This is a genomic window from Actinoplanes sp. NPDC049316, assembly GCF_040677315.1.
Lineage (GTDB): Bacteria > Actinomycetota > Actinomycetes > Mycobacteriales > Micromonosporaceae > Actinoplanes.
In genome coordinates this window covers 148,557-162,064 of sequence record NZ_JBFAQM010000001.1, presented here as the reverse complement: position 1 = coordinate 162,064, position 13,508 = coordinate 148,557, and the positions used below count along the sequence as shown (strand labels likewise).

Below are 13,508 nucleotides of genomic sequence, written 5' to 3'. Positions count from 1 at the left end.
GACGATGGTCTCTACGGTCCGTAATCAGACACCCACGACTCCCCCCGGGCGGTACGCCATGAAGATCGCAGTGCTGATCAAGTACGTTCCGGAGGCGACCGCGACCTGGCGCTTCGCCGACGACCGCGCGCTCGACCGTGACGGCGTGGAGGGCCGCCTCTCCGAACTGGACGAGTACGCCGTCGAGCAGGCGCTCCGGCTCGTCGAGGCGGGCGCCGCCACCGAGATCGGCTACCTGACGATGGGGCCGCCCCGGGCCGTCGACGCGGTCCGCAAGGCGCTGGCGATGGGCGGCGACCGGGCGGTGCACGTCCTCGACGACGCGCTGCACGGCACGGACGCCATGGGCACCTCGCTGGTCCTCGCCGCCGCGCTGGGCCGGATGGGTTTCGACCTGGTCATCTGCGGCATGGCCTCCACCGACGCCGAGATGTCGGTGCTGCCGGCCATGCTGGCCGAGCGGCTGGGTCTTCCGGCGGTCGTGAACGCCGCGGCGCTGCGGGTCGAGGACTCGGCCGTCGCCTGCGAGCGCGACACCGACGACGCGACCGAGGAGGTCGTCGCCCCGCTGCCCGCGCTGGTGTCGGTCACGGACCGTTCCGGGGAGGCCCGGTACCCGTCGTTCAAGGGCATCGTCGCCGCCAAGAAGAAGCCGGTCACCACGTGGTCGCTGGCGGATCTGGGGATCGAGGCCGCACGGGTGGGCACCGGTGGCGCCGCCACGGAGGTGCTGACGGTCCAGCCTCGTCCGCCGCGGGAGGCGGGCACGGTCATCACCGACGAGGGCGACGCCGCCGCACGGCTGGCCGACTTCCTCGCCGCGAACAAGCTCCTGTAGGACACGAGCCCTTGGAGGCTGCGGTGAGCACAGTCCTGGTCCTCGTCCAGCATGACGACGGGGTCATCCGAAAGCCCAGCCTGGAGCTGCTGACGCTGGCGCGCCGGCTGGGCGACCCGGCGGCCGTCGTGTACGGCGACGCGGGCGAGCCCCTGGTGGACGCGCTCGGCCGGCACGGCGCGACGACGGTGTACGCGGTCGCGCCGCCGGAGCCGTCCGCGTACCGGCCGGTGGCCGAGGCGTCGGCGGTGGCCGAGATCGCCGCCCGTACCGCGCCGATCGCCGTCCTCATCACCTCCGGGCCCGGCGGCACCGAGGTCGCGGCCCGCGCGGCGGTCCGGCTCGACGCCGGCATCATCACCGATGCGGTGCAGGTACGCGCCGGGTCGGATGGGCCGGTGGCGACCCAGTCGGTGTTCGCGGGGAGCTGGTTCGTGGAGGGCCGGGTGTGCCGCGGAACGCCGGTCATCACCGTACGGCCCAACGCCGTCACCCCGGAGCCGGTGGCCGAGCCGGTCAGCCCCGTCGTGGAACGGGTCGAGGTCGCGGCGCCGATGCCGGCCGCGGTCCCCCGTGTGGTGGCGTCCCGGCCGAAGGCTGCCACCGGGCGGCCGGAGCTGACCGAGGCAGCCGTGGTCGTCGCGGGCGGGCGCGGCGTGGGCTCCGCCGAGGGCTTCGCGCTGATCGAGCGGCTGGCGGACGCGCTCGGCGGCGCTGTCGGGGCGTCCCGGGCCGCCACCGACCTGACCTGGTGCCCGCACGAGCTGCAGATCGGGCAGACCGGCAAGACGGTGACGCCGCAGCTCTACCTGGCCGGCGGCATCTCCGGGGCGATCCAGCACCGCGCCGGCATGCAGGGCTCGCGGACGATCGTGGCGATCAACAAGGACCCGAAGGCGCCGATCTTCCAGGTCGCCGACTTCGGCGTGGTGGGCGACCTGCACACCGTGCTGCCGGCCCTGATCGACGAGATCGCCAAGCGCAGGGGCTGACGGCGATGGTGCTCCGGATGGTCCTCGGGCTGCTGATGACCGCGGTGGCGTTCACCGTCGCCGGCCGCCGGCTCGCCATGCTGTACCGGCTCGGCCGGGCCGCCCAGCCGGTCGAGCCCGGCCGCACCCGCGGCGTGGCCACCCGGCTGCGCGCCGAGCTGACCGAGGTGCTCGGCCAGCGCAAGCTGCTCACCTGGACCGTTCCCGGGCTGGCGCACGTGCTGGCCTTCTGGGGGTTCCTGGTGCTCGGGCTGACGATCATCGAGGGGTACGGCGCGCTGTTCCAGCGCGACTTCCACCTCCCGCTGATCGGCACCCGGCCCTGGCTCGGCTTCCTCGAGGACCTGTTCGCCGCCGCGACGCTGGTGTCGGTGATCGTCTTCGCGGCGATCCGGATCCGCCACTCCCCCGCCCGCGAGGGCCGCGGCTCGCGCTTCTTCGGGTCGCACCTGGACGCGGCGTGGCTCGTCCTCTTCATGATCTTCAACGTGGTGTGGAGCCTGCTGCTCTACCGCGGCGCGCAAATCAACACCGGCAACTTCCCGTACGCGAGCGGCGCTTTCGCCTCCGAGGCGGTGGCCCGCCTGATCCGGCCGCTCGGCGCGGGCGTCAACGACGTCATCGAGACGGCCGGGCTGCTGCTCGCGATCGGCATCATCCTGTTGTTCCTGGTGCTGGTCGTGCACTCGAAGCACCTGCACATCTTCACCGCCGTCGCGAACGTGGCGTTCAGCCGCCGGCCGCGGGCGCTGGGCGCGTTGCTGCCGGTGTACTCCGGCGGCAAGCCGGTCGACTTCGAGGATCCCGGCGAGGACGACCGGATCGGCCGCTCCTCGATCGAGGACTTCACCTGGAAGGGCCTGCTCGACTTCGCCACCTGCACCGAGTGCGGGCGGTGTCAGTCGCAGTGCCCGTCCTGGAACACCGGTAAGCCGCTGTCGCCCAAGGCGCTCGTCATGGGGCTGCGCGACCACGCGCTGGCCGCCGCGCCGTACCTGCTGGCCGGGGACAAGTCGCGCGTGGACGCCCTCGCCTCGGCCGCCGCGCAGACCCCACTGGTCGGCGCCGGCGGCGTGATCCATCCGGACGTGCTCTGGTCGTGCACCACCTGCGGGGCGTGCGTGGAACAGTGCCCGGTCGACATCGAGCACGTCGACCACATCGTCGACATGCGGCGCTACCAGGTGCTGATGGAGTCGGAGTTCCCGCCCGAGGCCGGGGTGCTGCTGCGCAACCTCGAGCACGCCGGAGACCCGTGGGGACGCGGGGCGGGCGCCCGTACGGAATGGATGGAAGGCCTCACTTTCGCGGTCCGCACGCTCGACGGTGAGCGCGTCCCCGACGACGTCGAGTACCTGTTCTGGGTCGGCTGCGCCGGCGCCTTCGACGATCGGGCACAGCGCACCAGCCGCGCGGTCGCCGAGCTGCTGCACACCGCCGGGGTGGAGTTCGCCGTGCTCGGCGCCGGCGAGACGTGCACCGGAGACCCGGCCCGGCGCATCGGCCACGAACTGCTCTTCCAGCAACTCGCCGGGCAGAACGTGGAGACGCTCAACGGCGCGGGCGTACGCCGGATCGTGGCGACCTGCGCGCACTGCTTCAACACCCTCGCCAACGAATACCCGCAGCTGGGCGGAATTTACGAGGTGCTGCACCACACCCAGCTGCTGGCCCGGCTCGTCGCCGAGGGCCGGCTCATCCCCGTCACACCGGTCGGGGCCACCCTCACCTACCACGATCCGTGCTACCTCGGCCGGCACAACCGGGTCTTCGCACCGCCGCGGGAGCTCCTCGGCGCCCTGCCGGGCGCCCGGCTGGCGGAGCCGCAGCGGACCCGGCAGACGTCCTTCTGCTGCGGCGCGGGCGGCGCCCGGATGTGGCTGGACGAGACGCTCGGCACCCGGATCAACGAGAACCGCACGGACGAACTGCTCGCGGCCGAGCCGGACGTCGTCGCGGCGGCCTGCCCCTACTGCGTCGACATGCTCGCCGACGGGGTGGCGCTGCGGCAGCAGCAGGGCCGGGCCGGCGCCCACGTCACGGTGACCGACGTGGCGGAGGTGCTGTTGCGCTCCGTACGCGAACCCGCAGCGGACGACCACCGAAGGGCGTAGCCATGACCACGACCACCGGCCTCGACCGGGACACCCTGCAGCTCATGCTCTCCTCGCTGGACGGGTTCCTCGCGCAGAACCTGCCGGAGAGCCGCCGGCTCGAGCTCGACCGCGACGACACCTGCCCCGAGGAGACCGTCCGCGCGATGTGCGGCGAGGACCTCGGCGTGCACCTCGTCTTCGTCCCCGAGGAGTACGGCGGGCTGGGCGGCGGCGCGTTCGACTCGTACCGGATCTGCGAGCACATGGCGCGGATCGACATCGGCGTCGCCACCGCGGTGTTCGCCACCTTCCTCGGCAGCGACCCGATCCTCGTCGGCGCGACCCCGGAGCAGCGCAAGGAGTGGCTCGGGCGCATCGCCGAGCAGGGCGTGCTGTTCGCGTACGGCGCCACCGAGCCGGAGGCGGGCAGTGACCTCGGCGCGCTCACCACCACGGCGATCCCGGTGGAGACCGACGGCCGGATCACCGGCTACCGGATCACCGGGCGCAAACAGTGGATCAGCAACGGGTCCATCGCGGACGTCTGCACCGTGCTCGCGCTCGCACCGGGCGGCCCGTCGTGGTTCGTCGTCGAGCGGGGCACCCCCGGCTTCTCCGCGGCGCCGCCCGAGGACAAGCACGGGATCCGGCTGTCGAACACCGCCGCGCTGTTCCTCGACGACGTGCTGGTACCGGCCGAGCACCTCATCGGCCGGGTCGAGGGACGCGGGCTGACCCAGGCGCAGCAGGTCTTCGGCTACACGCGGGTGATGGTCGCCGCGTTCGGGCTGGGCGGGGGCTGGGAGGCGCTCGACCGGGCGATCGCGTACGCCGCCAACCGGATCCAGGGCGGCACGCCGCTGTCCGAGAAGCAGGGGTACACCCACAAGCTGATCGTGCCGCACCTGGTCCGCCTGGAGGCCGCCCGCGCCTTCCTCGAGGAGACCTGCGGGCGGCTCGACGCCGGGGCGGGCGCCGATGGGGCGCTGAACACCGAGGGCGCCATCGCCAAGTACCTGGCCACCGAGGCGGGGAACGCCGCGGCCGAGGCCGCGATCCAGGCGCACGGCGGGTACGGCTACACCCGGCCGTACCAGGTCGAGAAGATCAAGCGGGACGTCCGGATCACCACCATCTACGAGGGCACGTCCGAGATCCTCGAGATGACCATCGCCCGGGACCGCTGGCAGCAGCACCTGAAGACCGCCGGCCGCTACCACCGTGACCTGGCGAGCGAGGTCGCCGGGCTGCCCGGGACCTGCGGCGGGCCGGTCGCCGCCCTGGCCCTGGACTGCCTCGCCGCGGTGCTCGACGCCTGCCGGGCCGGCCGGCTCACCCGCAGCCAGCACGTCCTGCTGCGGCTCGGCGAGCTCATCGCGTACGCCGAGAGCGCCGGTGCGCTCGCCCGCCGGGCCGCCGCGGCCGCCGCCGACGCCCTGCCCGAGAAGGCGGACCGGCGGTTCGCGCCGGCGACGCTGGCGGCGATCAGCCGCGTCTTCGCCCGCGAGGCCGCGCTGAAGGTCGCCGAGGAGGGCCTGCGGTGGGTGGTCGGGGCCGGTTCCGGTGCCGACCCGGCCGCCGGGCTGCCCCTGGACCGGGTCCGCGCCGCGCAGGCCGGGCTGCTCGCCGACATGGACACCATCGCCGAGGCGCTGTACGACCGCACATCCCCCTTGGAGGCTGCGTCATCATGACCGCCGCAAGCTTCACGCCCGCACCCATCGCCGTCGTCGGGCTCGGCGCCGTCATGCCGGACGCGCCGGACGCCGCCACGTTCTGGGCGAACATCAAGGGTGGCCGCTACTCCATCAGCGACGTGCCGCCCGAACGCTGGGACCCGCGGCTCTTCTACGACCCGGATCCCCACGTGCCGGACAAGACGTACTCGCGCATCGGCGGCTGGGTCCGCGACTTCGAGTGGGACCCGCTGGCCTGGCGGCTGCCCGTCCCGCCGGCGGTATCCGCGCAGATGGAGGAGGGTCAGAAGTGGTCGGTGGCCGCCGCCCGCTCGGCGCTGCTCGACGCCGGCTGGCCGGACTGGCCGGTGGACCCGGAACGCGTCGCCGTCATCATCGGTAACGCCATCGGCGGTGACAAGCAGTACCGCACCGTCCTGCGGGTGGAGTTCGCCGAGCTGGCGCACCGGCTGGGCACCGCACCGTCGTTCGCCGCCCTGCCGCAGGACGTGCGCTCCGCGATCCTGGCCGAGACCCGCGAATCGGTGCTGGCCGGCCTGCCGGAGATCACCGAGGACACCATGCCCGGCGAACTGGCCAACGTCATCGCCGGCCGGATCGCCAACCTCTTCAACTTCCGCGGACCCAACTTCACCACCGACGCGGCCTGCGCCTCCGGGCTGGCCGCGATGTCGGCGGCGGTGCGCGGGCTGCAGGCCGGCGACTTCGACGCCGCGATCACCGGCGGCGTCGACCGCAACATGAACGCCGCGGCGTTCGTCAAGTTCTGCAAGATCGGCGCGCTGTCGGCCACCGGGACCCGGCCGTTCGACGCCGGCGCCGACGGGTTCGTCATGGGCGAGGGCGCGGCGCTGTTCGTGCTCAAACGCCTCGCCGACGCCGAACGCGACGGCGACCGCGTCTACGCGGTCCTGCTCGGGCTCGGCGGCTCCAGCGACGGCCGCGGCAAGGGCATCACCGCGCCGAACCCGGTGGGGCAACGCCTCGCGGTGGAGCGGGCCTGGCAGACCGCCGGGCTCAACCCGGCGCTGGCGACCTGCGTGGAGGCCCACGGCACCTCGACGCGGGTGGGTGACGCCACCGAGCTCGGCAGCCTCAGCGACGTGTTCGCCAAGGCCGGCGCGGAGACCGGGACGATCGCGCTCGGCTCGGTCAAGTCGAACATCGGCCACCTCAAGGCCGCGGCGGGCGCCGCCGGGCTCTTCAAGACGGTACTGAGCCTGCATGAGAAGGTGCTCGCGCCGAGCCTGCACTTCGATCAGCCCAATCCCAATGTGGACTGGGACGCCATCCCGTTCCGCGTCAACACCGAGCTGCGCGAATGGCCCGCGCCCCGGGAGGGCGTACGGTGCGCGGGGGTCAGCGCCTTCGGCTTCGGCGGCACCAACTTCCACGCGGTCGTCGAGGAGTACGTCCCCGGCCGGCACCGCCCGCCCACGCAGACCGCCCGCTCGTACGCCGGGGTGGACCTGACCGCCGCGACGCCGAAGGCCCCGAAGCCCCCGTTGCGGGGCGCGGCGGTGGTCGGCGGCCGGGACGAGACCGAGGTCGCCGGGCAGCTCACCCGGCTGGCCGCCGAGGCGTCAGCCGGCCGGGTGCCCGCTCCCGCGGCGCCCGATCCCGCGCTCGCCGGGGCGGCCGTGCGGGTCGCCATCGACTACGCCGACGCCGCGGACCTCGCGGCCAAGGCCACCAAGGCGGTGGAGGCGTTGCGCGCCGACGACCCCGCGCGATGGCGGATCCTGCGGGCGCAGGGCGTGTTCGCGGGGCGCGGGGCTCCGGGCCGGGTCGCGTTCCTCTACACCGGTCAGGGCTCGCAGTACGTGAACATGCTGCACGACCTGCGCTCCCGGGAGCCCGTCGTGGCCGGCGCCTTCGCCGAGGCGGACCGGGTGATGGCGCCGCTGCTCGGGCGGCCGCTGACCGCGTACGTCTTCGACGAGAGCACCGACGACGCCACCCGGCAGCGGCTGGAGCAGCAGTTGATGCAGACCGAGATCACCCAGCCGGCGGTCCTGGCGACGGATCTGGCGCTCACCCGGCTGCTGGACGCCTACGGCGTCCGCCCCGACCTGGTGATGGGCCACAGCCTCGGCGAGTACGGCGCCCTGGTCGCCGCGGGCGCGCTGTCGTTCGACGCGGCGCTGGAGGCGGTCAGCGCGCGCGGCCACGAGATGTCCAGCCTCACCATGGCCGACAACGGCGCGATGGCGGCGGTGTTCGGCCCGCTCGAGGAGATCGAGCGGATCGTCGCGGCGACCGACGGGTACGTCGTCGTCGCGAACATCAACAGCACCAGGCAGGCGGTCGTCGGCGGCGCCACCGAGGCGGTGGAGCGGGCCGTCCAGGCGTTCCAGGACGCCGGGATGAACGCCACCCGGATCCCGGTCAGCCACGCCTTCCACACGTCGATCGTCGCGCCGGCCGGTGAGCCGCTCAAGGCGGCGCTGCGGCGGCTGGACGTACGCCCGCCGGTGCTGCCGATCGTGTCCAACGTGACCGGCGAGTTCTATCCGGCCGACGCGGACGTGGAGACCATGCTCGACCTGCTCGGCCGCCAGGTCGCGTCCCCCGTGCAGTTCGTCAAGGGGCTGCGCACCCTGTACGCGGCCGGCGCCCGGATCTTCGTCGAGGTCGGCCCGAAGAAGGCGCTGCACGGGTTCGCCGAGGACGTCCTCGGCGACGACGTGCTGGCGCTGTTCACCAACCACCCCAAGGCCGGCGACGTTGCCTCGTTCAACCAGGCCCTCTGCGGCCTGTACGCGGCCGGCCTCGGCTTCGGCCGGCCGGCAGCCGCACCTGCCGCCTCGAGCGAGCCGGAGAGGATTCCCATGACCACGGACCACTACGCCGAGCTGGGCCGGATGTTCGCCGACGTCCTCGAACGCGGCCTGCAGGTCCACACCGGCGCCCGTCCCGGCGGCCGGCCGGCCGCGAGCCCCGAGCCGGTGGTGGTGACCGGCGCCGCGCTGGGCCTGCCCGGTGTGGAGCGGGTCTTCGACGACGAGAACGTGGCCCGCATCCTGGCCGGCCAGCAGTTCATCGACACGATCCCGCACCGGCTGCGCCGCTCGATGGTCGACCGGCACATCACCCGGCTGGTCAAGCGCGAGTCCGGCGACCCCACGTTCGAGACGATCGACAACGAGGCCGACGTCATCAAGCTCGCCGGCCGGGGCGCGCCGGTCGACATCGTGACCGAGTTCGGTGTGGACGCGGCCCGCGACGAGGCGCTCGACAACTCCACCCGGCTGGCCATCGGCGCCGGGTTCGACGCGCTGCGCGACGCCGGCATCCCCCTGGTCATGCACTACAAGACGACCACCCTGGGCACCAGCCTGCCCGACCGCTGGGGACTGCCGGCGGCCATGCGCGACGACACCGGCGTGATCTTCGCGTCGGCGTTCCCCGGCTACGACAACTTCGGCAAGGACGTCGAGCGGTACGTCACCGACCGGGGCCGCCGCGATCAGCTGCTCGCGCTCGAGGCCGTACGGGCCCGGCTCGGCGACGACGGACCGGCCACCGCCGAGGTGGACCGCCGCATCGGCGAGCTGCGCCACGTGCTGGCGCGCGATCCGTACGTCTTCGACCGGCGTTTCCTGTTCCGCTGCCTGTCGATGGGGCACTCCCAGTTCGCCGAGATCATCGGCGCCCGGGGCCCGAACACCCAGATCAACGCCGCCTGCGCGAGCACCACCCAGGCGACGGCGCTGGCCGAGGACTGGATCCGGGCGGGCCGGTGCCGGCGGGTCGTCGTGGTGTCCGCCGACGACGCCACCTCCGACACCCTGCTGCCCTGGCTGGCGTCCGGGTTCCTGGCCTCCGGCGCGGCCGCCACCGACGACATCGTGGAGGAGGCCGCGACGCCGTTCGACCGGCGCCGGCACGGGATGATCGTCGGGATGGGCGCCGCGGCGTTCGTCGTCGAGTCCGCCGAGGCCGCCCGGGAACGGGGCCTGCAGCCGATCTGCGAGGTCCTGGGCGCGGTCACCGCCAACAGCGCCTTCCACGGCACCCGGCTCGACGTGGACCACATCGGACAGGTGATGGAACAGCTCCTCGGCCAGGCCGAGGCGCGCGGCGTACGGCGGCACGCGATCGCGCCGGCGACCGTCTTCGTCTCGCACGAGACGTACACCCCGGCCCGCGGGGGCAGCGCGGCCGCGGAGATCAACGCGCTGCGCCGGGTGTTCGGCGCCGACGCCGACGCCGTCGTCATCACCAACACGAAGGGCTTCACCGGGCACGCGATGGGCGCCGGCATCGAGGACGTGGTGGCCATGAAGGCCCTGGAGACCGGGCTGGTGCCGCCGGTGCCCAACTTCAAGGAACCCGACCCGGAGCTCGGCCGGCTCAACCTGTCCACCGGCGGCGCCTACCCGGTGCGGTACGCGCTGCGCCTGGCGGCCGGCTTCGGCTCGCAGATCGCCATGTCGCTGCTGCGCTGGACGCCGCTCGCGGACGGCCGGCACCGGGCGCCCGACGAGCTGGGGTACGCGTACCGCATCGTGGACCCGGCGGCGTGGCAGCGCTGGCTGACCGAGGTCGCCGGCCCGGACGCCCGGCTGGAGGTCGTGCAGCGCCGCCTGCGCGTCGCCGACGCCGGCGCGCCGGTCGCGGCACCGGTTGCATCGCCGGCACCAGCCCCGATCGCGTCGCCCACACCGGTTTTCGAGCCCGCGCCGGTTTTCGAGCCTGCGCCGGTTTTCGAGCCTGCGCCGGTTTTCGAACCCGTGCCGGTTGTCCAGCCCGTGCCGGCCGCGGCATCCGTGACCGTCGCGCCGCCCGCCGAAGAGGCACCGCCCGCCGAGCCGGAGCCGGCGACGCCGGCTGACGACATCACCGGCGCCGTGGTGGACATCGTGTCCGGGCTGACCGGCTACCCACCGGACCTGCTCGACGTCGACCTCGACCTCGAAGCCGACCTCGGCGTCGACACCGTCAAACAAGCCGAGGTCTTCGCCGCCGTCCGCGAACGCTTCGGCGTCGCCCGCGACGACAACCTGCGCCTGCGCGACTTCCCCACCCTCACCCACGTCATCGGCTGGATCAAGGAGAAGACGCAGCCGACGGGGAGGCCACCGGTGGCGCAGCCCGCGGTGCAGGAGCCGCCCGCTCCTGAGCCGCCGGCCGGCGACGACGTCACCGACGCCGTGGTCGGCATCGTGTCCGGGCTGACCGGCTACCCACCGGACCTGCTCGACGTCGACCTCGACCTCGAAGCCGACCTCGGCGTCGACACCGTCAAACAAGCCGAGGTCTTCGCCGCCGTCCGCGAGCGCTTCGGCGTCGCCCGCGACGACAACCTGCGCCTGCGCGACTTCCCCACCCTCACCCACGTCATCGGCTGGATCAGGGAGAAGACGGCCACCCCCGCCGCGGACGAACCGGCCGCGGCGCAGGCCGCCGCACCGGAACCGGCCCCGGCCACCGGCGGGATCACCCGGCGGGTGCCCGTGCCCGCGTTGCGCCCGGGCGCGGCCGACTGCGTCCCCACCGGCGTCACCCTGGACGCGGAGACCCGCGTCGTGGTGCTGCCCGACCAGGGGGGCGTCGCCGACGCGCTGGTGACCCGGCTGACCCGCCTGGGGGTGCAGGTGTCGGCCCTCGACCCCGACGATCCCGGCCCGGGACTGGACGAGGCGTTGTCCGCCGGCCCGGTGCACGGCGTGTACTGGCTGGCCGCGCTGGACGACGAGGGCCCGCTCGACGAGCTCGGCCTGGACGGCTGGCGCGCGGCGCTGAACCGCCGGGTGCGCACGCTCTACACCACCATGCGGCGGCTCTACGAGGGCAGCCCGTTCCTGGTGACCGCGACGCGGCTGGGCGGCTACCACGGCTACGACGAGGCCGGCGCGACGTGCCCGCTGGGCGGGGCCGTCACCGGCTTCGCGAAGGCGTACCGCCGGGAGCGGCCGGACGCCCTGGTCAAGGCCGTGGACTTCGCGGCCGGCCGGAAGACGGCGGCGCCGGCGGACCGGCTGGTGGACGAGACGCTGCGCGACCCCGGCTGCGTCGAGGTCGGGTACGCCGACGGCCGGCGCTGGGGCGTCGGCCTGGCGGACCGCCCGTTCCCGCCCGCCACCGCCGCCCTCGGCCCGGACCAGGTGTTCGTCATCACCGGCGCGGCCGGCAGCATCGTGTCGGCCATCACCGCCGACCTGGCGGCCGCCTCGCGCGGAACCTTCCACCTGCTCGACCTGACGCCGAAGCCCGACCCGGCGGATCCCGACCTGCGCCGGTACGCCGAGGACCGCGAAGGGTTCAAGGCGGAGCTGGCATCCCGGATGCGCGAGCGCGGCGAGCGGCCCACCCCCGTGCTCATCGACCGCGAACTGGCCCGCTTCGAACGGCTGCAGGCCGCGCTGTCCGCCGTGCAAGCGGTCGAGCGGGCCGGCGGGTCCGCCCACTACCACCCGGTCGACCTGACCGACCCGGGCGCCGTCGAGAAGGTCATGGCCGAGATCCGCGACGCGGGCGGCCGGATCGACGTGCTGCTGCACGCCGCCGGGGTGGAGATCAGCCACGCGCTGCCGGACAAGGAACCGGCCGAATTCGACCTCGTGCTGGGAGTCAAGGGCGACGGCCTGTTCACCGTGCTGCACGCCGCGCGCGGCCTGCAGCTGGGCACGGTGCTCGCGTTCAGCTCGGTCGCGGGCCGGTTCGGCAACGTGGGGCAGACCGACTACAGCGCCGCGAACGACCTGCAGTGCAAGGTGCTGAGCAGCCTGCGGCGCAGCCATCCGGGCGTACGGGCCCTCGCGATCGACTGGACCGCGTGGGGCGACATCGGGATGGCCACCCGCGGCTCCATCCCGCAGCTCATGGAGCGCGCCGGGGTCGAGATGCTGCCGGCCGCGGTGGGCGTGCCCTGGGTCCGGCGGGAGCTGACCTGCGTCACCGCCGGCGCAGAGGTGGTCGTCGCCGGGGCGCTCGGCGCGATGGCCGCCGAGTATCACGAGACCGGCGGGCTGGACCCGGCGACGCTGCCGGCCGGCGGCCCGGTGGCGACCGTTCCCGCGGGCCTGAGCGTCCACGACGGACTGGTGGTGACCACGACGCTGGATCCGGCCACCACGCCGTTCCTGAACGACCACCGCATCGACGGCACCCCGGTGCTGCCCGGCGTGATGGGCATCGAGGCCTTCGCCGAGGCGGCCCGCCAGCTCGCGCCGGACCGGCACGTGGTGGCCGTCGAGGACGTCGACTTCGGCGCGCCGGTGAAGTTCTACCGCGACGAGCCGCGCACGCTGCGGGTCACGGCGCTGCTGCGCCCGGCCGGCCCGGACCTGGTGGCCGAGTGCCGGCTGTCGACCGAACGCACGCTGCCCGGCACCGGCGAGGTCCAGCGGACCGTCAACTTCACCGGATCCGTACGCCTGTCCGCCCAGCCGTACGAGCCCGGTCGCGACGACGGCGAGGTGACCCCGCAGCCGCCGGAGCTGACCCCCGGCGAGGTGTACCGGCTGTACTTCCACGGACCGGCGTACCAGGTCGTGGGTTCCGCGTGGCGTCAGGGCGACGGCGCGGCGGCCCGCTTCGCCGACGGCCTGCCGAGCCAGGCCGGCTCGCCGACGGTGACCGGGCCCCGGCTGGTGGAGCTGTGCTTCCAGACCGCCGGCCTCTGGGAGGCCGGCCGGCAGGGCCGGCTGGCGCTGCCCGCACACGTCGACGCGGTCCGGATCGGCCCCGGACCGGCGGAGAACGCCGGGCTCCTGGCCGTCGCACGGCCGGACGGGCGTGGCGGCTTCGACTGCGTGGTCCGCGACGACGGCGGCGCCGTCGTGCTGCGGGTCGACGGGTACCGCACGGTGCAACTGCCCGAACCGTTGCCGGACGACGTCTGCGCTCCCTTCCGTTCGGTGATGGATCGCTGAGGAAG

General features: G+C 74.0%; 5 protein-coding genes. All 5 read left to right on the top strand.

Annotated features, from left to right (window positions below; translation table 11 throughout):
- Window positions 1-58: 58 nt before the first annotated feature.
- The 5 genes from AB0K03_RS00640 to AB0K03_RS00620 are packed head-to-tail and all read left to right on the top strand — an operon-like array spanning window position 59 to window position 13,503.
- Window positions 59-838, top strand: coding sequence for an electron transfer flavoprotein subunit beta/FixA family protein (locus tag AB0K03_RS00640; protein ID WP_364678430.1), 780 nt, complete (start codon window positions 59-61; stop codon window positions 836-838).
- A gap of 23 nt (window positions 839-861) precedes the next feature.
- Complete coding sequence (locus AB0K03_RS00635; protein ID WP_364678427.1) at window positions 862-1,830, top strand: electron transfer flavoprotein subunit alpha/FixB family protein; 969 nt, start codon at window positions 862-864, stop codon at window positions 1,828-1,830.
- Between the two features lie 17 nt (window positions 1,831-1,847).
- The gene (locus AB0K03_RS00630; protein ID WP_364678425.1) at window positions 1,848-3,944 is read left to right on the top strand and encodes a (Fe-S)-binding protein; all 2,097 of its coding nucleotides are present in this window, start codon (window positions 1,848-1,850) and stop codon (window positions 3,942-3,944) included.
- A gap of 2 nt (window positions 3,945-3,946) precedes the next feature.
- Window positions 3,947-5,620, top strand: coding sequence for an acyl-CoA dehydrogenase family protein (locus AB0K03_RS00625; RefSeq protein ID WP_364678422.1), 1,674 nt, complete (start codon window positions 3,947-3,949; stop codon window positions 5,618-5,620).
- Window positions 5,617-13,503, top strand: a complete 7,887-nt coding sequence (locus AB0K03_RS00620) for an SDR family NAD(P)-dependent oxidoreductase (protein ID WP_364678419.1) — start codon at window positions 5,617-5,619, stop codon at window positions 13,501-13,503. The genes AB0K03_RS00625 and AB0K03_RS00620 overlap by 4 nt, the downstream gene beginning before the upstream one ends.
- Window positions 13,504-13,508 lie beyond the last annotated feature (5 nt).

Excerpts from the sequence above, each read along its gene's own strand:
- AB0K03_RS00640 (WP_364678430.1), top strand. The coding sequence starts at position 59 with ATGAAGATCGCAGTGCTGATCAAGTACGTTCCGGAGGCGACCGCGACC.
- AB0K03_RS00630 (WP_364678425.1), top strand. The coding sequence starts at position 1,848 with ATGGTCCTCGGGCTGCTGATGACCGCGGTGGCGTTCACCGTCGCCGGC.
- AB0K03_RS00625 (WP_364678422.1), top strand. The coding sequence starts at position 3,947 with ATGACCACGACCACCGGCCTCGACCGGGACACCCTGCAGCTCATGCTC.
- AB0K03_RS00620 (WP_364678419.1), top strand. The coding sequence starts at position 5,617 with ATGACCGCCGCAAGCTTCACGCCCGCACCCATCGCCGTCGTCGGGCTC.